Here is a 20,281-nt window from a genome sequence, read left to right on the forward strand (position 1 = left end):
GCGCATGGTGCAAGCGAGCAAAATCAATAAGTTAAAGCGATAGAATTAAAGTGTTGCTTTAACGTTAAAGCCTGCGTACGATGCCCCTCGTCCGATGTCAGTCGGAAGCTGTGCCACTCATTGTCCACCGGGCTTGTCCCGGTTTTCGAAGGGATCGGGCCTTGTGCCCGGTCCTTTTTTTTGCCTGCCGATCGGTGCTTGCAGCGACTGCGTCGGCGGTGCCGTCGCTCAACGCGGCGCCGCTGCCTTGCAGTAGCGATCAATGAACTGCTGGTGGGTCGGCATGACGTCCACGCAGTGGCCGATGGTCTGCGCCACGCTGGCCAGGAAGCGTTCGGCGTCGTGATCAGGCACCTGGTCCACCAGCGGGTGGTAGCCCCGCGGCAGGATGCCCTGGCCGACCATCACCTGCACCCAGCTGATCTCGGCGAACATCTCCTCGGCATTGCGGTAGAAGCGCCCGCTGTCGCGGAACAGGTCCAGCGTGGTCTGCAGCTCCGGGGTGATCGGCATGGTGCGGCAGTGGCGCCAGAACGCGCTGTCGTCGCGCTCGGTGGCGTGGTAGTGCAGCACCAGGAAATCGCGGATGCGGTCGAACTCGAATGCCAGCCGGTCGTTGTAGCGCTGCACCAGCACCGGGCTGATGCCCTCGCGCGGAAACAGCTCCAGCAGCCGGGAAATGCCGGCCTGGATCAGGTGGATGCTGGTCGATTCCAGTGGTTCCAGGAAGCCGCTGGCCAGGCCCAGCGCCACCACATTGCGGTTCCAGAACTGCTTGCGGCGCCCGGTGGTGAAGCGCAGCGGGCGCGGGTCGGCCAGCGGCTTGCCCTCCAGGTTGGCGAGTAGCGTCGCGGCGGCTTCGTCGTCGCTGATGTGCGCGCTGGAGTACACATAGCCGTTGCCGGTGCGGTGCTGCAGCGGGATGCGCCATTGCCAGCCGGCCGCGCGCGCGGTGGAGCGCGTATACGGCGTGGGCGGGCCGACGTTTTCGCTCGGCACCGCCAGGGCGCGGTCGCAGGGCAGCCAATGGGTGAAGTCGTGGTAGCCGGTGTGCAGCGTTTCTTCGATCAACAGCCCACGGAAGCCGGAGCAGTCGATGAACAGGTCGCCGCTGACGACCTGCCCGGAGGCCAGCTGCAGCGATTGCACGTGGCCGCTGTCCGCATGCAGCTGCACCTGCTCGACCAGGCCTTCGATACGGGTGACGCCGCGCTGTTCGGCGTAAGTGCGCAAGAAGCGCGCGTACTGCGTGGCATCGAAGTGATACGCGTAGGCGATATTGGCCAGCGGCGAATTGGCCGGCACATCGCCGGCCGAGGTCATGAACTTGCCGCGCACCGCGGCCACGGTGTTGAGCGTATAGGCGCCCAACGGCTGCGCCTTGCCGCGCGCGTGCTGCTTGATCCAGTACTGGTGGAACGGCAGCAGCCCAAGCGGGTGCCCAATCTGGGTGCCGAAGCCATGGATATACGACGTGCCGGGCCGCTGCCAGTCGACGAACTCGATGCCAAGCTTGAAGCTGCCCTGGGTCTGGCGGACGAACTCGGCTTCGTCGATGCCGAGCAAATTGTTGAAGGCCTTGATGTGCGGCACGGTGGCCTCGCCGACGCCGACGGTGCCGAGCTGTTCGGACTCGATCAGCTGCACCTTGAAGCCGGGGCCAAGCACGCGCGCGAACGCCGCGGCGGCCATCCAGCCAGCGGTGCCACCGCCGACGATGACGATATTGCGGAGGGGAGCGGGGATCATGCCTGTGTGTTCCTGGGCAAAGATGGCGGACGGACAAACGAACGGGGCCAGCCGGCCCCGTTCGAACTACCACACGCCCATGTCGGCGCGTGTGGCGATGGGGCCAATCAGAACTTGGCGCCGATTTCCAGCACGACACTGCGCGGCACGTAGTTGATTTCGCCACTGGTGTTGATGGCGATGTCCGGATCGAACTGCCCGTTGCTGCCGAAGCCGTTGTAGGCGTACGCGCTGTAGTTCTTGAAGTTGAAGGCGTTGAGCAGATTCACGCGCGCGTTGAGCTTGAAGTCCCCGACCACGGTGAACTCCTTGGTGGCCTGGAAGTCCACCGTGCGGTAGCCCCAGATATCGCCACCGACCAGGAACTTGCCGCTGCCCGGCGGGGTGACACCAACCTGCTGGCAGGTCGCGCCATCGGGATCGGTGAAGCCGAAGCAGGCGATCGTGTTGATCGGCTCGGGCGTTGCCAGCACCAGCTTGGCACCGAAGGTGACGCCCCACGGACCATCGATCGAACCGGAAGCGACAAAGCGATGTGCGGCCACGGCATCGGACTTCACGAACGGATAGCCGCGGATGGTCGCCTTGTCGAAACCGTACGGCTCATCGATGTTGCGGTTCTGGCGCGCGCTGGTGTGGGTGTAGGACAGGGTCAGGCCCCAACCGGATTCCTTGGTGTACGGCTTGTCGGCCGACAGCAGGACCTGGCTGTTGCGCTGCTCCAGGCCGTTGCTGCCCAGAATGGTGTTCTGGTAGCCCGGCACCGGCTCGCCCCACGGCACGTTGCCGTTCTGGAAGTAGGAGCCATCCGGATAGCGGTTGATCAGGCCCATCGCAAAGCCGTCGTAGCTCAGGATGCGCTGGAACGTCACATCGGTCAGCCAGTCGCCCACCTGGTTGGTGATGCCGATGCTGTACTGGTCGCTGTACGGCGTCTTGAGCTTGTTGTTGAACATGAACAACTCGGCGCTGCCAGCGACACCGGGAATGGTATTGAGCTGATCGATGCCGTTGAGGTAACGCGGGTCGAACGCAACGCACGTGCGGTCTGCGCGATAGCACTGCTGGGTTGCCGGGTTTTCGAAATACACCGCGACCGGCGACAACGCCGCCTTGCTGGTTTCCAGGGCCAGCTGCTCGAACAGGTTGCGGTCGTACGAACGCGCGGCACCGCCGTGCAGGATGGCGGCCTCGTCACCGAAGAAGTCGTAGGAGAAACCGAAGCGCGGAGCCCAGGCATCCTTGAAGTTCTTGCGGTTGTTGCCGGTGCTGATGTAATCGGCCACGTTGATGCCGCTGGGCAGCAGACGGTTGGCCCATGGCTGACCGGGGTTTTCCGCATCGTTGGCGTACAGCGCGTCGACGAAGGCCTGCGAGGTCACGAAGTCGGTGTAGGCCGGTGTGTCCTCGTAATCCCAGCGCACGCCGATGTTGATCATCAGCTTGTCGGTGGCTGCCCAATCGTCCTGCAGATAGATGCCGTACTGCTTGGACGGCGATACCACCGTCGCCCGCTGGCCGGGTGTGGTGTAGGGCGCAATGAAGTCGACGCGATACGGCGTGGATTCCACGCTGCCGCCGTTGACGCGGTAGCTGAACTGCGGATTCAGCGCGGCCGCGTCCTGCGAGGTCAGCTCGATGTCCTTGTAGTTCACACCCATCTTGATGGTGTGTTCGCCGTGCCACTGGAAGCTGGTGAAGGTCAGATCGTTCTGCAGGAACCAGCCCTTCTGGCTCTTGCGCTGCGCATTCCTGCCGCCGGCCGAACCGGTGGTCAGGAAGGTGCGCTCATCGATATCGGTGGAGCCGGCACGCGGCTGGAAATACGTGTAGACGATGCCGTTGCCCAGCGTGCGCGGGGTCGGGTTGTTCTCCGAGTTTTCGGTGCCGACGATGACCTCGTTGAACCAGTTGTCGGCACTGTGCTGCCAACGCAGGTTGGTGCGCTTGTCCTTGTTGATCTTGTCGGTGGCCTGCGCGAGCGTGTTGGTGCCGCCCACATTGGCGGTCTGGGTCTCGTCGCGATAGATCGTGCTCAGCTCGATACGATCGCGATCGGTGGGTTCGAAATCGATCTTGCCGAAGAACAGGTCTTCTTCGAACGGCATGTTGGCCGGGCCGTACTGGCTGGCCAGATCGGAAGGCAGCTGGTTGAGGAACGCGGCTGCCTCTGCGCTCGGTTGCACGCTCTTGGGTGCGACGTTTTCCTTGCCTTCGTAGGCAACGAAGAAATGCATGCGGTCCTGGATGATCGGCCCACCCAACGCAAACCCGTATTCCTTGGTCTGCGAATCGATCTTGCCGTTGGCTTCCTCGTCGGGCCGCTTGTCGCGCAGATCCTGGTCGGTGTAGCGATAGAAGGCTTCACCGTGGAATTCGTTGGTGCCGGACTTGGTGGCCGCGGTAATCGCCGCGCCACTGATCTGGCCGTATTCGGCCTTGTAGTTGGAGGTGATGACCTTGTATTCGCCGATCGCCAGCTGCGGGAACGGGTTGCCCTGGGTGTCGCTCTGGCCGGCAACGCCGCCGCTGCGCACGTAGCTCTTCTGGCCGACGCCGTCGATATACAGATTGCCGGCGCTGGCATTGGAGGCGCCACCACGCAGCTTGGTGTTGCCGTTGCCATCCACCTGAAACACCATGCCCGGCACGGTGTCGGCGAACTCGAGGAAGTTGCGCGTGGCCTGCGGCAATTGCTGGATCTGTCGCGCCGAAATGGTGTTACCCACCTCGGAGGTCTTGACGTCGCGAATCATCGGCGCGCTGACCGTCACCGTGTCCAGTGTGGTCGCGTCGCCGGCGGGCGCTGCCGCCGCCTCCGTGCCGAGATCGACGGTGGCGCTGGAGGCCACCGACAGGGTCACCGTGCGGCTGGCGCCGTTGGATTCGACCTTGTAGGTGCCCGGCTGCAGACCGACGATGGTGTAGTTGCCGTTGGCATTGACCGGTGCGCGTCGCACCGAGCCGGTGGCGAGGTTGGTGACGACGACCTCGCTGCCGCTCTGTGCGGAAGCGACCTGTCCGCGCAACGTGGCGTTGCTGGACTGGGCCATGGCCGGGGTGGTGGCGAACAACGAGGCAGCCAGGGCGCAGCACAACAGGCTACGTGCCGGCAGGGTGGAGACGGTGCGGTGAGTCTTCATGACTTTCCCCCTCCCAGGGGTAAAGCGCGAACCAGTGAAGTGACTGGCGCGTCGAGGTTGGTGCTTGGTGTGGATGGAACGGGTACAGCGGGCAACAAACAAACAGCAGGGACGGCAAACACAGCAAAAACGGTCGCCAACCGGAGCATGGCGTCTGCGGCATCGCGCGCATCGCGCGTCGCGCCGCAGCAACACACCTCAATCGGGACGATGCAACAAGCCTGCGGCCGGCCCCTCCCCATTGCCGTGGGGCCGATGCAGCTTAGGCAGCGGGTGCGGTACCGGCGCCGAGACGCCGGATGCCGCCAACGCAGCCGTTACCAGATGATGCGTGCGCTCATGAACAAGGTCCGTGGCGGAGTGGACATCGCGCCGTACTGGTTGATGCTCACGCGCGGGTCGTACACGCCGGCACTGCCCCAGTCGATGCTGTACTGATCGTAGTTGCGGAAGTTCAGCGCATTGATCAGATCGCCGCGCACCTGCACCGTCACCGCATCGGTGATGTGCATGTCCTTGGACAACGACAGGTCCAGCTGGCGGGTGCCGAAGATGTCGCCGCCGGCGATGAACTTGCCGCCGGGGGCATCCACCGAGACCACGCGGATATTGTCCGAACTCGGGCCGCCGTACTGGTCGTAGGAGATCGCCTCGTTGCGCGGCGGCACCGTGGCCAGGGTCAGCTTGGCCGAGCCGCTGATGCCCCAGAACAGGTCGTAGATGCCGGTAAGCACCAGACGGTGGCGCGGCACCGCATTGAGATCCAGGAACGGGTAGTCGGCAATGGTGGCCGCATCGAATCCGTAGCGATCGTCGTTGCCGCGATTGCCGCGCGCACGCGAGAAGGTGTAGGCCGCGGTCAGGCCCCAGCCGCTCTCCTGCGTATAGGGCTTGTCTGCCGACAGCAGCAACTGGCCGGTCTTGGTCTCCACCCCGTTGTTACCGATGATCAGGTTGCCGAAGCCGCGGGGTGTCTGGCCGAACGCCTGGTTGCCGTTCTGGAAGAAATCGCCGTTGGCATAGCGGTTGCCCAGGGTGAAGATGAAACCATCCTTGCTGTGGATGTACGACAGCGTGGCCGAGGTGTTCCAGTCGCCCAACTGGGTGCGCAGACCCAGCGAATACTGGTCGGCATACGGCGTCTTCAGATCGTTGTTGAGCAGGTCGATTTCGCCATTGCGCACGCGCGCATCGACCAGGTTGGCCAGGCTGTCGGGATTGCTCACATAGGTCGGATCGAAGGCGGTGCAGGTACCCGGCGCCGGGACGCAGTTGGTGGGCCCGGCAAAGCGGATCGTGTACTGCGCCAGCGCGGATTTGATCTGCTCCAGGCCCATCACGTCGAACAGGTTGCGGTCGTAGCTGCGGCCGGCACCGCCGAACAGCACCAGCGACTCGTCGCCACGGAAGTCGTAGGAAAAGCCCAGGCGCGGTGCGAAGTTGTTGTTGTCCTGTTTGCGATTGCGGCCGTTGCTGATGTAGTCGTTGATGTCCACCCCGCCCTTGGCCAGCTGCTCGGCGTAGGTGGCGCTCACGGCCGGATCGGTGCCGGGGTCGTTCAAGGCCGCCACCACTTCCGGCGGGGTCACGTTGTCCAGGTACGAGGGAATCTTTTCGCCATCCCAGCGCACGCCGATATTCAACTGCAGCTTGTCGTTGACGTCCCAATCGTCCTGGATGTACAGGCCCAGCTGCTTGCTGGTGGTGGTCACCGACGGTGCGGCACCGGCGAACGGCAGGTTGAAGCGCACCTGGTAGGGAATGGCCGAGGTGCCCGCGCCATCGCCCACCGCGTAGTAGAACGACGGGTTGGCCGCAGAGTTCTCGCTCTGGGTCAGCTCCACTTCCTTGTACTTCACGCCCATCTTGATGACGTGGTTGCCGTGCCACTCCAGGTTGTTGAAGGTCAGGTCGTTCTGGAAGCTGGGGCCCTTCTGGCCCTTGCGCTGGATCGCCAGGCCGCTGGTGGCGCCGTCGTTGAGCAGCACGTCGTCTTCGGCGATGCCGCGCGTGTACACGCTCTGGCTGCCCACGGTATAGGCGGTGGGATTGAACAGCACGTCCTCATAGGACACGCGCGCTTCGTTGACGTAGCGCTCGCCGTAATGCTGCCAGCGCAGGTCGAAGCGCTTTTCGGTGTTGAGGTTGATCTTGGAGGCGATCGCGGTGGTCTGGCCGCCGACGCTGTCGCGGCTTTCCTCGTCGCGGTACTTGCCGGTGAGCTCGAGGCGGTCGTTCTCGCCGATGTCCCAGTCGACCTTGCCGAAGTACAGGTCTTCGTTGAACGGGCGGGTGACCGAGCCGAGCCGGCTCTGCACGCCGGCCGGCAGGTCGTCGCTGAGCGCGCTGAAGCGATCGGGCACGGCCACCGGATCGGCCGAGACCTCGAAGCCCTTGCCTTCGTAGCTGAAGAAGAAATGCGCCTTGTCCTGCACGATCGGCCCGCTCAGCGCAAAGCCGTATTCGTCCTGGTGGGTCTTGCGCTTGCTGCCATCGGAGTTGGGCGCGCCGGCGCGTTCGTCGGGCTGGCGCGCGCGGAAATCGGTATTGCTAGTGCGTCCGAAGATCTCGCCGTGGAACTCATTGCCGCCAGACTTGGTCGAGGCCACGATCGCTGCCGAACCGACCTGGTCGAACTCGGCCTTGTAGTTGGAGGTGATGACCTTGTACTCGCCAATGGCCAGCTGCGGGAACGGGTTGCCCGCGCTCTGCTCCTGCCCGGACACGCCACCGAACAGGTAGCTCTTCTGGCCGACGCCGTCGATGTAGACGTTCACCGCCGAGCTGCCCTGCGCGCCGCCGCGGATCTGGCTGTTGCCGTTGGAGTTGGTCTCGAACTGCATGCCCGGCACGGTGTCGGCGAACTCCAGGAAGTTGCGCGTCAGCTGCGGCACGGTGCTGATCTGCTTCAGCGACACGTTGGTGCCCACTTCGGAGGTCTTGACCTCCTGCAGCGTGGTGGCGGTGACCTGCACCGCATCCAGCGTGGTGGCATCGCCGGCAGGCGCCGCGGCTGCGCTGCCGCCCAGGTTCAAGGTGACTGACGAGGCCACCGACAGGGTCACGGTCTGCTCGCTGCCGGGGCCGGCATCCACCTTGTAGGTGCCCGGGGGCAGGCCGACCAGCGCGTAGCTGCCGTCGGCGCCGGTGGGCACGCGTCGGACGGCACCGCTGGCGACATTGGTCGCGGTCACGGTGGTGCCGGCCTGTGCTGCCGCAACCTGGCCGCGCAAGGTCGCATTGCTGGACTGGGCCATGGCCGGGGTGCTGGCCAGCAACGAGGCGGCAAGGGCGCAGCACAACAGGCTGCGCGCGGGCAGGGTGGAGACGGTGCGGTAATTCTTCATGACTTTCCCCCTCCCAGGGGTAAAGCGCGAACCAGCGGAGTGGCTGGCGCGTCGGTACTGCGTCAAGCGGGACAGCTGGCAACAACGGCAACGGACTGCAAGCAACACACGTTCGGCAAAGCGTGGTGGCGCGTTTCAGGTGGGAGGCGCCGCCCGCGGCGCGCTGGACGCGCGCACGATCAGTTCGGGAACCATCTCGGAAAACGCCGGGGGGGCGGCATCGGCGGGCGGGGCGGGCGCATCGACCAGTTGCTGGCCCAGCAGCAACTGCAATGCCCGCGCGCCCAGCCCGGCGATATCCACCCGCATGGTGGTCAGCGCCGGCAGCACGTAGCGCGCCATCGGCACGTCGTCGAAGCCGGCCAGCGCGATGTCCTGCGGCACCTTCAGCCCGGCATGGCCGAGCGCGAACAGGCAGCCCAGCGCCATCATGTCGTTGGCCGCGAACACCGCATCCGGGCGCGCGCCCTGTGCCAGCGTCTGGCCGGCGCGGTAGCCGGACTCTTCGTCGAAGTTGCCCGGCAGCACCCACGGCTGCACGTCGGCATCCAGCGCCAGCTCGTCGCGGTAGCCGCGCAGACGCTCGTGCGCATCGAAGTTGTCGGCCGGCCCGGCGATGAAGGCGATGCGGCGGTGGCCGCTGTCGCGCAGGTGCCGCGTCATCGTCCGCGCGCCGCCGTAGTTGTCCACGTTGAGCACCGGGCGTTGGCTGGCCGTGCCGGCGCAGTTGAGCAGCACTGCCGGCAGGCCGCCGGGCAGGGCGTCCTCGTGCACGCCGGAGTCGCCCAGCGAGGGCGACATCACCACCACCCCGTCCACGCGCCCGGGCAGGCGTTCCAGCGCCTTGCGCTGCGCCTGCGGGTCGCCGTGCGAGCTGGACACCAGCAGGTGGTAGCCCTGCTCGCGCGCCACCTGGTCGATGCCGCGGATCAGTTCGGAAAAGAACTCGCCATGCAGGTCCGGCAACACCACCCCGATGGTATGGGTGCGCCGGCTGCTGAGGCTGCGCGCGGCGTGGTGCGGGATGTAATGCAGCGCACGGGCCACCTGCAGCACGCGCTCGCGCACCGACTCGGCCACATGCTGGTGCCCATTCATGGTGCGCGAGACCGTTGCCACCGACACCTGCGCTTCGCGCGCGACGTCCTTGATGGTGACGCTACCGCCTTCGGAGCGTGGCCGACTCATGGCAAAACCTCCAGGACAACGCGGCTGCCGCCGCACGCCGGGAAGGGTCGCACGGTCCGCTGGCGCAGAACGTTCGTGTCACACATGCACATGAATGACATCGGCCCCAACCGATGGCGACCTCAGAGCGAGATGGCGCGCACGCTAGCAGGAACTGCAAGCGCTTACATGATGCGCCGCACCATTGGGCCAAACGCAGGTGGCACAAGGGCTTGGCGGCATCCCCTGGACAAGTTTGTCCGGGAAGGACAACGGCAGTCAATGTCGGACACTGGGCGACAACATGCATGGAACTACGAAAATCTAACGTTTCCGCACCGTACCCGGGCGCACGGTTGTCGCGCGCCTTGCCGCCAGTGCGTTCAGACAGCAAGATGCGCCGATCGATCAGGGGAACAGCGTGCGCATGTCGCCATCCACCGTCCGCGCCGGCCGGTTCCAGTCCATCGCGTGGGTGCTGCTGGCAGCGCTGTGCCTGGGCAGCTGCCAGCGCGCCGACAAGACCGCCGCCTTGCCGGGCGCCAGCGCCGAGCCAGCCGCAGCGATGCAGTCGATGACCCTGCCCTTGCGGCGCAACGACCTGGTCGCCTATGCGCGGATCCGGGTCACACCTGCGCAATACACCCAGCTGGAGGCGGCCTGGCGCAGCGGCGCCAGCCGTTGGCCGCTGACCGAGCTACCGCTGCCCAACGAGGTCGGCAGCCTGCTCGGCACTTTGTCGGCGCCCGGCGCCGAGCGCCAGCTGCAGCAGGCCTTCGATGCACAGCTGGCCGGCCAGTCGCAGGGCATCCGCCAGGCCGCGCAGTCGCTGGGCCAGTTCGGCGTGCAATACCTGCGCAGCCGCAGCGACTACCAGCCCGAGCAGCGCGCCCATTACGTGCAGCTGGTCGATGCCCTGAGCGCCTGGGCGGCCACCGCGCCGCTGGCCGACCGCGCGCGCGCCAAGGCCAGCATCGCCGACCTGGTGACTGCCGCCCGCGCCACCGGCATCGGCTCGGACGCCGATCTGCAGCGCTTGGGGATGGAAGAGAGCCTGCGCCGGCTCGGGCCGTTCTGGGCCGCGGCCAAGCAGGTGCTGGAGCGTTACGGCCTGTCGCTGGACAGCAGCCTGGATGCGCTGCGCACCGGCTTGATCAGGCAAGATGGCGACCGCGCCCAGGTGCGGCTGCGCTATCCGCTGGCCGCGCACGACATCGACCTGAGCATCGGCCTGATCAAGCGCGACGGCCACTGGTACCAGCAGCAGACCCAGGACGAGGTGCAGGCGCTGCTCGGCGCTGCGCCGGCGGCGCCCGCACCCGACGCCGCTGCGACGCCTGACACCCCGGCGGCCGCGCCCGCCACGCCCGCCGCCACCGGGCAACGCCCGGCTGGGCGATAATGACCGTGATGCCAGAACAGAATCCCCTGCCGTTCCCGGACGGCCAGCCCGCCCCGCCCAGCGCTGCCGCCACCGATCTCGGTGCCACGACCGCCGCCTTGCCGACCGCCGTTCCGGTTCCGCCGGACGCTGCGCCGTTGATCGCGCCCGCCGTCGCCGCTGCCCGCAGCGCCAAACGCCCGTGGTGGGCGCGCCTGCTCGGCCGCCTGGCCGACCCCTGGCTGAGCCTGACCATCGAACCGGACCAGCCGAGCCGCTACGACGACGGCACGCCGGTGGTCTACGTGCTGGAGGACTACGGCCTGTCCAGCGCGCTGATCCTGGACAAGGCCTGCCGCGAGGCCGGGCTGCCTTCGCCACTGGTGCCGCTGCCGGGCGACCCGCTGCAGCGCAAGCGCGCCTACCTGGCGCTGTCGCGGCGCAGCAGCAGCAATTCGCTGATCCCCGAGCAGCGCGGCGGCAAGACCCATTCGGATTCGCTGGCCAAGCTGCTGCAGGCGCATCGCGTGCGCGCCGACCTGGACGTGCACCTGGTGCCGGTGTCGATCTTCGTCGGCCGCGCGCCGGACAAGCAGAGCGGCTGGTTCGCGGTGCTGTTCTCGGAAAACTGGGCACTGGTCGGCCGCTTCCGGCGCCTGCTGGCGGTGCTGCTCAACGGCCGCACCACCATCGTGCGCTTTGCCCCGCCGATCTCGCTGCGCCAGACCATGGCCGAGGGCCTGCCGCCCGAGCGCACCCTGCGCAAGCTGCAGCGCGTGTTGCGCACCCACTTCCGGCGCATCCGCGAGGCGGTGATCGGGCCGGACCTGTCCACCCGCCGCCTGCTGGTGGACCAGGTGCTGGCGGCCGACTCGGTGCGCGAGGCCATCGCTACCCAGGCCAAGCGCGACAACTCCAAGCCGGTCGATGCCTGGCGCAAGGCGCATGCCTACGCCTGGGAAATCGCCGCCGACTATTCCAGCCCGGTGGTGCGCTCGGCCAGCTTCCTGCTCACCCACGTGTGGAACCGCATCTACGCCGGTGTGCTGGTGCATCACCTGGACAAGCTCAAGCAGGCCGCGCCCGGGCACGAGGTGGTCTATGTGCCCAGCCACCGCAGCCACATGGATTACCTGCTGCTGAGCTACCTGCTGTACGAACGCGGCATCGTGCCGCCGCACATCGTGGCCGGCATCAACCTCAACCTGCCGGTGGTCGGCACGCTGCTGCGCAAGGGCGGCGCGTTCTTCATCCGCCGCTCGATCAAGGGCAATGCGCTGTATTCGGCGGTGCTCAGCGAGTACGTCGCCCAGCTAGTGGCCGGCGGTTATTCGATCGAATACTTCGTCGAAGGCGGGCGCTCGCGCACCGGGCGTCTGCTGCAGCCCAAGGGCGGCATGATCGCGATGACGCTGCGCGCCTACCTGCGCCAGCCGCGCAAGCCGGTGCTGTTCCAGCCGGTCTACATCGGCTACGAGAAGCTGATGGAAGGCAACAGCTACCTGGACGAGCTCACCGGCCGGCCCAAGGAGAAGGAATCCATCTGGGGCCTGCTGTGGTCCATCCCCAAGGTGCTCAAGCAAAACTACGGCCAGGTGGTGGTGAACTTCGGCGAGCCGATCGCGCTCAACGACGTGCTGGCCAAACATGCGCCCGACTGGGACGGCCAACCGCTGCCCGACGACGAAAAGCCCACCTGGCTGGCACCGGCGGTGGACACGCTGTCCACCCAGATCCAGACCCGCATCAACTGCGCCGCCGACGTCAATCCGATCAACCTGCTGGCGCTGGCGCTGCTGTCCACGCCCAAGCACGCGATGGGCGAGGCCGACCTGATCGCGCAGATCGAGCTGTGCAAGAAGCTGCTGGCGGAGATGCCGTATTCGGACCGCGTCACCGTCACCCCGCACACCCCGGCGCGCATCATCACCCACGCCGAAGAGATCAACGTGCTCACACGCGTGTCGCACCCGCTGGGCGATGTGCTGAGCGTCAGCGGCGACACCGCGGTGTTGCTGAGCTACTTCCGCAACAACGTGCTGCACCTGTTCACCGCCTCGTCGTGGGTGGCGTGCTGTTTCCAGAACAACCGCCGCATGAGCCGTGCCGGTCTGTTGCGCCTGGGGCGCACCGTGTACCCGTTCCTGCAGGCGGAGTTGTTCCTGCCGTGGAGCGAGGACCGCTTTGCCGAACGCATCGAGCAGACCATCGACATGTTCGTGCGCGAAGGCCTGCTGCTCAACGTCACCGACGACGATGGCGGCATCCTCACCCGCAACACCGGGCAGACCGATGAGGTGTTCCGCCTGCGTGCGATCGGCCATTCGCTGCAGCAGGCCTTCGAGCGCTATTACATCGCCATCTCGGTGCTGGTGAAGAACGGCCCCGGCGTGCTCGGTGCCGGCGAACTGGAAAGCCTGTGCCAGCAGGCCGCGCAACGCCTGAGCCTGTTGTACGCCCCGGCCGCCCCGGAGTTCTTCGACAAGACCCTGTTCCGCAGCTTCATCCAGAAACTGCGCGAGCTGCGCCTGGTGTGGCCGGACGAGAACAGCAAGCTGCTGTTCGACGAGCGCCTGGATGCCTGGGCCAAGGACGCCAAGTTCATCCTTGGCCGCGAATTGCGCCACACCATCGAGCGGGTCAGCCCCGAGGCGGTCAAGCCGGACGTGGTGCTGCCGCCGGCCGAGTAAGGCGGCAGTACAAACGCCAGCCTCTCCCTGCGGTAGGTGATGCGGGCAATGGCAGCGCACCCGCAGGGAAGCGCAGATGCGCACCACGCTTCCCTTCTCCCACCCGGAGAAGGTGCCCGAAGGGGGATGAGGGTCGGTCAGCACGCGCTCCCCGGCGCTGTAGTAGGCCAGAGTCACACCAGGCGTCCTCCACCAACGCGCGCAACTTCACACAACAGTTCCGTTCGTTTCATCCGCCTCTTGCAGCCGTGCCGATAGCATCGCGCCACCTTTCATCACGATCGGGTGCGTTGGATCACTGGCGTGCCCGGCAGGAGACTTCCATGCGCGCAGCCATCCACACCCAATTCGGCGACCCGGCCAAGGTGCTCGAACTCGGGCAACGGCCCACCCCGCAGCCCGGCAAGGGCCAGGTGCGCATCGCCATGCGTCGCTCGCCCATCCACAACCACGACCTGTGGACGGTGCGCGGCAATTACGGCTACAAGCCGGAGCTTCCCGCAATCGGCGGCAGCGAGGCGGCCGGCGTGATCGACGCCCTGGGCGAAGGCGTCCAGGGCCTGCAGACCGGCCAGCGCGTGGTCGCCGCCGGCGTGCACGAGAGCTGGGCGGAGTTTTTCCTGGCCGACGCGTCCGGCGTGGTGCCGCTGCCCGACGCGCTGGACGACGACCGCGGTTGCCAGTTGATCGCCATGCCACTGAGCGCGCTGATGCTGATCGAGTTCCTGCAGGTCGAAAAAGGCGACTGGATCTTGCAGAACACCGCCAACGGCGCGGTCGGCAAGACTGTCGCCATGCTCGCCGCCGCGCGCGGCATCAACGTGGTCAACCTGGTGCGCCGCGACGCCGGCGTGGAGGAGTTGAAGGAACTAGGTATCGGGAACGCGGTCTCCACCGCCCGGGAGGGCTGGCAGGACAGTGTGCGCGCGCTGGTCGGCGAGGCGCCGATCGTGCGCGCAATCGACTCTGTCGCCGGCAGCGCCGCCGGCGACCTGATGGGGCTGCTTGCCGAGGGCGGCGAGCTGATCTCGTTCGGCTCGATGACCGGCGAGCCGCTGCAGATCTCCAGCGGCGATGTGATCTTCAAGCAGGCCAGCGTGCGCGGCTTCTGGGGCAGCAAGGTCATGGCCGCCACCAAGCCCGAGGACAAGCGCCGCATGATCGGCGAACTGCTCAAGGCCGCCGTCGATGGCAGCCTGGCCCTGCCGGTGGAAGCGGTGTTCGATCTGGAAGATGCAGCCAAGGCCGCCGCGGCAAGCGCCGAACCGGGCCGCCGCGGCAAGATCCTGCTACGCGCAGGCTGAGGACGGCGGCTCGGGTCGTCTTACGACAGTCGGCGCCTGACGCGCAAAAGCGGTGAGGCGCTTGCACGTCCGCTGACGCGAACAAGCGCCCGGATCCGTTGCCGAGATCGGCCGAAGAGATCGACAATTCTCCAAGGCCGGCATATCAAGCCCCTCTCCCCTCGGGGCGAAGCGGCACCGCTTGCGCGCCACTGGCGCGCGTGCCTTGGAGCGCCCGCGTCGCAAGACGTGGGCTGGGACGCGCAGCGGGGTTGGGGTGAGGGTGTGGCCCAAGCGACCAACGCGACACGCCTCAGCTCAAGCCGGCGCCATGCGGACAAACCCCTGCCTGCGTCACCAACTGACTCAACTGCCTGTCACCGCGACGTTGATATCCACTACCGCAAAGCAAACCCAGGCGGCCGCACGCACCAACCTCACGCCGGCTCGTCAGGCACCAGTTCCATTTCCAGCCGTGTGATGCAGTCCTTGAGATGCAGCTTGCGCTTCTTCAGGCGCTTCATCTGCAGCTCGTCGTCCATGTTGGCGGGCACGCGCTGGATCTCCTCGTCCAACGCGCGGTGGGCGCGTCGCAACTCGGCGATCTGCTCGGCGATCTCGGCGGGTGAGAGAGTTTCCACGGCTCCGAGCATACACAACCACGGGCCGGCCGCGTCACCTGTGCTTGCCAAGCTGTCCGGGGCTGCGACAATGCCTGCGCGCCGTTGGGGAAACGGCGGCGCGCCTGATCCCATCATTGCCGCGCGGCCATGGCCGTCGAGAAAGGAGTCTTTACGATGCGTTTGCGTTCTTCCCTGCTGGCCCTGAGCCTGCTCACCGCCGCCAACCTGGCCAGCGCCGCTGACGTCGCCAAGTACGACGGCTTTTTGTGCTGCAACCTGCGCACCGACGGCAGCTGGATCAGCGACAGCAACTACGCCGAAGACGGCAAGCGCATGCTTCCCGTAGGCACCCCGGTCAGCGTCACCGGCTTCGGCCGCAACCGCGTCAACCTCAAGATCGCCGGCGAAAAGCAGTCCATCGGCAACGATTACAGCCGCGACCTGGACAACACCGCCTTCGCCGCCCGCTATGTCGTCACCGCCGACCCCAAGCTCAAGCTGGCCACCTTCCCGCCCAAGATCCGCCAGGCCATCAATGACGGCAAGCTCACCGGCGGCATGACCCGCGAACAGGTGCTGATGGCCGTCGGCTACCCGATCAGCAGCGAGAACCCGAATCTGGACGCCTCGCTGTGGCGCTACTGGCGCGACAGCTTCTCCGAGTACCAGGTGCAGTTCGGCCCCAGCGGCAAGCTGGTCAAGGTCACCGCGGATCCGCAGCTGATGAATCTGGTTTGGCTGCCGTGAATTGCCCGAGGTGGTCGCACATCGTGCGGCCATCTGCGTAGCAGGTTCATTGCCTGAGCAGGCACCTCGAACACCGGGAGACGGTAGGCTCCAGCAGCCGAGGTCTGGATCCTGGCGACACGCGATCAGAGCGCACAATCAGCGCCAGCGCTATTCCCCGGCCACCGGCCGCCAAAAACCGAAGCTCACATGCAACGACATCCGGACCTGTATCCCAACGACGATAACGGCGACACCCTCTGGCACATTGCCCAGCAAGGCGTGGACCTGTCGAAGCCGCGCGAGATTGCGTTCTCCGTGGTCTTCCCCACGAAGGAATCGGCCTTGGAGTTCTCGGTGATGCTGCTGCGCTTCGAGCAAAAGGTGCGTTGCTGCCACTATCCGGAAAACACCGCTTTTCCGATGGACGTGACGGTATATCCGACCATGGTGCCGTCGCACAAAGCGATTTCGGCATTCGAGGAGGAGCTGGCCGTGGAGGCCAAGCCCCTGGGTGGCCTGAATGACGGCTGGGAGTTTTCCGTGGATGACAAGGACGCCTGACGCAGCCCGTGTGCGAGAGCCAGCGATGCAGTCACTGCATCGCTGAGCCCGTTACACCCTCACCGCGTTACCGCGTTACCGCATCAGCGCTGCGACTGCGGTACGCGGCGCAGCTGCGACACGTCATAGCCCATGGCGGCGATGCGTTGGACGGCCTGCTGATAGTCGGCATCGGAGACCTGCGGAGTACGCGCCATGTACCAAACGTAATCGCGCTTGCTGCGCGCCACGATGGTCTGCGCATACTCCGCATCCCGCCAGGCGATCACGTATTCGGCCTTGAACGGCCAGAAGAACTGCATGCTCCACAGCGCACCATTGCCTTCCTTCGCCACCTGGCCGATCGGGTGCATGGACTTGAGCGGCGCCTGGAAGCTGCCCTTGCGGTAGGTGAAGGTGGTCTGGATGCGGCCATCCGGCCGCAGCGCATAGCGCTCCACGGCATCGTAGGCCTTGCGCTCCGGCCGGGTGGGAATATGCGCGATGACGTACCAGTCGCCCATGAAGCGCGGCACGTCGACGCTGTCTGCGCGGGGCAGGGCGGCACGCGACTCGCTCCCACTTGCACTCCCGTAGACCGCTAGCGTCAGCAACAACAGCATCGAACCACCTCGCATGGCAACCTCCACCAGAAAGAACCCGTAGATAGGCCTACGGCGTTACTGTGCGTCCGGATGCAACCCCATGCGATGCAGTTCCGGACTGAGTGCACGCTGGCGTGGTGTGCCAGCGGCACGACCGTAACGCTCGACATGTCATGGCGGTGTTGAAGCGCCAGGCCGACGCCTTGCGCATGCCAGGAAACGCGCGATCACGGAGCGGTGAGCGCCGGGTCGACGGTCAGCCGCACGAGGATTACGGCGCGCTTTGAAAGCGCAGCGGTGACAGGACGTGTCGTTCAGCGCCGACGGTCGAGCCATGACGGGCTGGTCGGAGTTCCGGCAGGCGGTAGCCCGACGGCATTCACCAGGGCGATACCGCGTCTTCCCCATACGGATAAATCGTCGCGATCTTTCCATCCGCGTCGTGCTCCAGCGATGCCATCTTGATGCTGCGCAGATGCGTCTGCCCGCCCGACAGCACGGCGTCGTGATAGAACAGATACCACTGGCCGTCGAACAGGCAGATGGAGTGATGCGTGGTCCAGCCGACCACCGGTGCGAGCAGTACGCCCTGGTAGGCGAATGGCCCGTACGGGGTATCGCTGGTGGCGTAGCAGATGCGGTGGGTGTCGCCGGTGGAATACGACAGGTAATAGCGGCCGGCGTGGTGGTGGACCCAGGGGCCTTCGAAGAAGCGGCGGGCATGGTCGCCGGCACGTAATGGTGTGCCGTGTTCGTCGAGGATGATGATCTCGCGGGTGGGTTCGGCCAGTTGCGTCATGTCCTCGCGCAGGCGGGCGACGCGCGGGCCGAGTGCGGGCGCGTCGTCGCCCGGTTCCTGATGGTCCGGCGCATAGACGTTGTCGCGGTACTGCTGCAGCTGGCCGCCCCAGATCCCGCCGAAGTACAGGTAATGCGCGCCGTCGTGGTCGGCAAATACCGCCGGGTCGATCGAGTAGGTGCCGGCGATGGGCTCGGCTGCGGCGACGAACGGGCCTTGCGGGCCATCGCCGACCGCCACGCCGATCTGGAAGATGCCGTCGGCGCGCTTGGCGGGAAAATACAGATAGGTCTTGCCGTCGCGCTGCGCGGCATCTGGTGCCCACATCTGGCGCTGCGCCCAGGGCACGTCGCGCACGTGCAGGACCTGCCCGAGGTCTTCCACCGGCGCGCCGGGATGCGCCATGCGGAAGACGTGGTAGTCGGCCATGTCGAAGTGCGAGCCGTCGTCGCTGAAGGCAACGCCGGCATCGATGTCGTGCGAGGGGTAGATGTACAAGGCGCCGTCGAACACGTGTGCGGAAGGGTCGGCGGTATAGAGGTGGGTGACCAGCGGTGCGGAAATGGCGGTGCGCGCCAGCGCCTGCAGTGCAGCGGTGTGCAGTTCATCGGACATGCGCGTACCTGTGCATGAGGTGGGAGGAAGAGGGCGTCAACTGGTGGCGAGCGCGGCGCTGCGTCGGCGCAGGCCCAGCTCGTGTTCGATGCGGGTTTCCAGCGGCTTGTCGATCTCGTACAGCGCCAGCAACGCGGTACCGAGCAGGAACGGGATGGACGCATACACGCTGATGGCCAGGCGAATGCCGTTTGTCACCGCATCGCTTTGCAGCGGCAGGGCGGCATCGTAGTCATAGAACGCCAGGATGCCGGCGACCAGCGCGCCGCCGACGCTCAGGCCGATCTTCAGGCCGCACAACATCGCCGAGAAAATGATCGCGGTAGCGCGGCGGTGGTTCTTCCATTCCGAGTAGTCGGCCACGTCGGCGATCATCGCCCACAGCAGCGGGATGGTGATGCCGTAGAAGAAGCCGTGCAGCACGTAGGAGGCGAACACCCAGGCGATCGCAGTCGGCGGATACACGTAGAACGCCAGCAGGAACAGCGTGGAGATCAGCAGCGCGCCGCCGAACACGTTGCGCTTGCCGTAGCGATCGGCCAGCCGCTTGGAGAAGCCGATGCCCACGATCATCGCCAGGATGCCGCCGGCGCTGAACACGCTGAAGGCCGAGGTGGGTGCGTCCTGCGGCCATTGCAGCGCGCTCAGGCCGGCGCCGGTGAGCATGCTGTTGATTGCAGCGATGAAGCGGTTGAACCCGGCGTTGTCCAGGAACAGCGTCAACGCGTTCGCGTCGAGGGTGTACTTGAAATAGTAGATGTACATCCCGCCCTTCATGGCGAGATTGATGAAGACCAGGATGGTCAGCGACAGCATCACCAGCCAGGGTTTGTTGCGGACCAGATCGGTGAGGTCCTGGCGCACGCTGCTGCGTTGTTCGCTGATCGGCAGCACGCGCTCGCGGGTGGTGAAGAAGGTGATCAGAAAGCACAGCGTGCCGACGGCGGCAAACAGCGCCATGGTGTTGCGAAAGCCCTGTGCCTTGTCGCCATTGCCCAGGATCAGCACCAGCGGCAGCAACAACACCTGGATGATGAACTGTGCAAACGTCACCGCCAGGAAGCGGTACGCCGACAAACTATTGCGTTGCTCCATGCTGCCGGTGAGCACGCCGCTCAATGCCGAGTACGGCAGGTTGTTGGCCACGTACACCAGCATCAGCAGCGTGTAGGTGGCGAAGGCGTAGGCGATCTTGCCCTGCTCGCCGAGTGCGGGTGTGTTGAACGCGGCCAGCGACAAGGCACCGAACGGCACTGCCGTCCACAGGATCCATGGGCGGAACTTGCCCCAGCGCGTGCGGGTGCGGTCGGCCAGGATGCCGATGATGGGCGTGAACACGAACGCGCCGAGCATGCCCACCACGAAGATCAGGGTGGCGGCCACACTCGCCGGGATGCGGAACACATCGGTATAGAAGAACGCCAGGAAGGTGACCAGCGTCTGGAAGATCAGGTTGGCTGCCAGGTCGCCCAGGCTGTAGCCGATCTTTTCGCGCAAGGAGAGCTGTTGTGAGCGATCGTTCATGAGGTGGGGCGGGGCTCAGGGAGTGCTGCGGAAAACGCCGCGGCGCGCGCCAGGCTGCCGGTCGCGATGGGAGGTGATCGCGACCG

General features: G+C 66.0%; 13 protein-coding genes. 5 read left to right on the forward strand and 8 right to left on the reverse strand.

Translation table 11 applies throughout. The annotated features are described in order from the left end of the window. Nucleotides 1-228: 228 nt before the first annotated feature. The 4 genes from GGR73_RS18535 to GGR73_RS18550 form a co-directional block, all read right to left on the reverse strand. Nucleotides 229-1,749: a tryptophan halogenase family protein gene (locus GGR73_RS18535; RefSeq protein WP_184458274.1), complete on the reverse strand. Its 1,521-nt coding sequence runs from the start codon at nt 1,747-1,749 to the stop codon at nt 229-231. Nucleotides 1,750-1,856: 107 nt separating this feature from the next. Then, on the reverse strand, nt 1,857-4,892 hold the full coding sequence (locus tag GGR73_RS18540) for a TonB-dependent receptor domain-containing protein (RefSeq protein WP_054592241.1): 3,036 nt from the start codon (nt 4,890-4,892) through the stop codon (nt 1,857-1,859). A gap of 317 nt (nt 4,893-5,209) precedes the next feature. Continuing rightward, entirely contained in the window at nt 5,210-8,239 is a 3,030-nt protein-coding gene (locus GGR73_RS18545; RefSeq protein ID WP_184458276.1) for a TonB-dependent receptor, read from the reverse strand. Nucleotides 8,240-8,374: 135 nt separating this feature from the next. Next, nucleotides 8,375-9,427, reverse strand: a complete 1,053-nt coding sequence (locus GGR73_RS18550) for a LacI family DNA-binding transcriptional regulator (protein ID WP_016904027.1) — start codon at nt 9,425-9,427, stop codon at nt 8,375-8,377. 406 nt (nt 9,428-9,833) lie between these two features. Between GGR73_RS18550 and GGR73_RS18555 the strand changes: the two genes are divergently transcribed. The 3 genes from GGR73_RS18555 to GGR73_RS18565 all read left to right on the forward strand — a co-directional run bounded on the left by GGR73_RS18555 (nt 9,834) and on the right by GGR73_RS18565 (nt 14,781). After that, nucleotides 9,834-10,808, forward strand: coding sequence for a hypothetical protein (locus GGR73_RS18555; protein ID WP_065033356.1), 975 nt, complete (start codon nt 9,834-9,836; stop codon nt 10,806-10,808). Further along, nucleotides 10,808-13,477 carry a glycerol-3-phosphate 1-O-acyltransferase PlsB gene (gene plsB / locus GGR73_RS18560; RefSeq protein WP_065033357.1) on the forward strand — a complete coding sequence of 890 codons (2,670 nt, stop codon included), beginning with the start codon at nt 10,808-10,810 and terminating at the stop codon, nt 13,475-13,477. The genes GGR73_RS18555 and plsB overlap by 1 nt, the downstream gene beginning before the upstream one ends. Before the next feature lie 323 nt (nt 13,478-13,800). Beyond that, nucleotides 13,801-14,781, forward strand: coding sequence for a zinc-binding dehydrogenase (locus tag GGR73_RS18565; RefSeq protein ID WP_065033358.1), 981 nt, complete (start codon nt 13,801-13,803; stop codon nt 14,779-14,781). Between the two features lie 416 nt (nt 14,782-15,197). On the opposite strand, the gene GGR73_RS18570 is transcribed toward GGR73_RS18565, so the two are convergent. Further along, on the reverse strand, nt 15,198-15,401 hold the full coding sequence (locus tag GGR73_RS18570; protein ID WP_023905744.1) for a YdcH family protein: 204 nt from the start codon (nt 15,399-15,401) through the stop codon (nt 15,198-15,200). A gap of 156 nt (nt 15,402-15,557) precedes the next feature. Between GGR73_RS18570 and GGR73_RS18575 the strand changes: the two genes are divergently transcribed. Then, nucleotides 15,558-16,130 carry a hypothetical protein gene (locus tag GGR73_RS18575; protein WP_039527696.1) on the forward strand — a complete coding sequence of 191 codons (573 nt, stop codon included), beginning with the start codon at nt 15,558-15,560 and terminating at the stop codon, nt 16,128-16,130. A gap of 189 nt (nt 16,131-16,319) precedes the next feature. Beyond that, the gene (locus GGR73_RS18580) at nt 16,320-16,673 is read left to right on the forward strand and encodes a ribonuclease E inhibitor RraB (RefSeq protein WP_039520877.1); all 354 of its coding nucleotides are present in this window, start codon (nt 16,320-16,322) and stop codon (nt 16,671-16,673) included. 83 nt (nt 16,674-16,756) lie between these two features. Here the strand turns inward: GGR73_RS18580 and GGR73_RS18585 are convergent, their stop codons facing one another. From GGR73_RS18585 to GGR73_RS20400, 3 genes are all read right to left on the reverse strand, one after another. Continuing rightward, on the reverse strand, nt 16,757-17,290 hold the full coding sequence (locus GGR73_RS18585; RefSeq protein WP_039513140.1) for a lipocalin family protein: 534 nt from the start codon (nt 17,288-17,290) through the stop codon (nt 16,757-16,759). Between the two features lie 346 nt (nt 17,291-17,636). After that, nucleotides 17,637-18,671, reverse strand: coding sequence for a glycoside hydrolase family 43 protein (locus GGR73_RS20395; RefSeq protein ID WP_456363004.1), 1,035 nt, complete (start codon nt 18,669-18,671; stop codon nt 17,637-17,639). 36 nt (nt 18,672-18,707) lie between these two features. After that, a complete protein-coding gene (locus GGR73_RS20400; protein ID WP_456363005.1) occupies nt 18,708-20,195 on the reverse strand; it encodes an MFS transporter in 1,488 nt (495 codons plus the stop codon). Between the last annotated feature and the right edge of the window lie 86 nt (nt 20,196-20,281).

The sequence above is a fragment of the Xanthomonas sp. F14 genome, from assembly GCF_014199865.1.

Coding starts and splice junctions, on each gene's coding strand:
- GGR73_RS18585 (WP_039513140.1), bottom strand. CDS start 17,290: ATGCGAGGTGGTTCGATGCTGTTGTTGCTGACGCTAGCGGTCTACGGG.
- plsB (WP_065033357.1), top strand. CDS start 10,808: ATGACCGTGATGCCAGAACAGAATCCCCTGCCGTTCCCGGACGGCCAG.
- GGR73_RS18545 (WP_184458276.1), bottom strand. CDS start 8,239: ATGAAGAATTACCGCACCGTCTCCACCCTGCCCGCGCGCAGCCTGTTG.
- GGR73_RS18540 (WP_054592241.1), bottom strand. CDS start 4,892: ATGAAGACTCACCGCACCGTCTCCACCCTGCCGGCACGTAGCCTGTTG.
- GGR73_RS18565 (WP_065033358.1), top strand. CDS start 13,801: ATGCGCGCAGCCATCCACACCCAATTCGGCGACCCGGCCAAGGTGCTC.
- GGR73_RS20395 (WP_456363004.1), bottom strand. CDS start 18,671: ATGTCCGATGAACTGCACACCGCTGCACTGCAGGCGCTGGCGCGCACC.
- GGR73_RS18535 (WP_184458274.1), bottom strand. CDS start 1,749: ATGATCCCCGCTCCCCTCCGCAATATCGTCATCGTCGGCGGTGGCACC.
- GGR73_RS18555 (WP_065033356.1), top strand. CDS start 9,834: ATGTCGCCATCCACCGTCCGCGCCGGCCGGTTCCAGTCCATCGCGTGG.
- GGR73_RS18580 (WP_039520877.1), top strand. CDS start 16,320: ATGCAACGACATCCGGACCTGTATCCCAACGACGATAACGGCGACACC.
- GGR73_RS18575 (WP_039527696.1), top strand. CDS start 15,558: ATGCGTTTGCGTTCTTCCCTGCTGGCCCTGAGCCTGCTCACCGCCGCC.
- GGR73_RS20400 (WP_456363005.1), bottom strand. CDS start 20,195: ATGAACGATCGCTCACAACAGCTCTCCTTGCGCGAAAAGATCGGCTAC.
- GGR73_RS18550 (WP_016904027.1), bottom strand. CDS start 9,427: ATGAGTCGGCCACGCTCCGAAGGCGGTAGCGTCACCATCAAGGACGTC.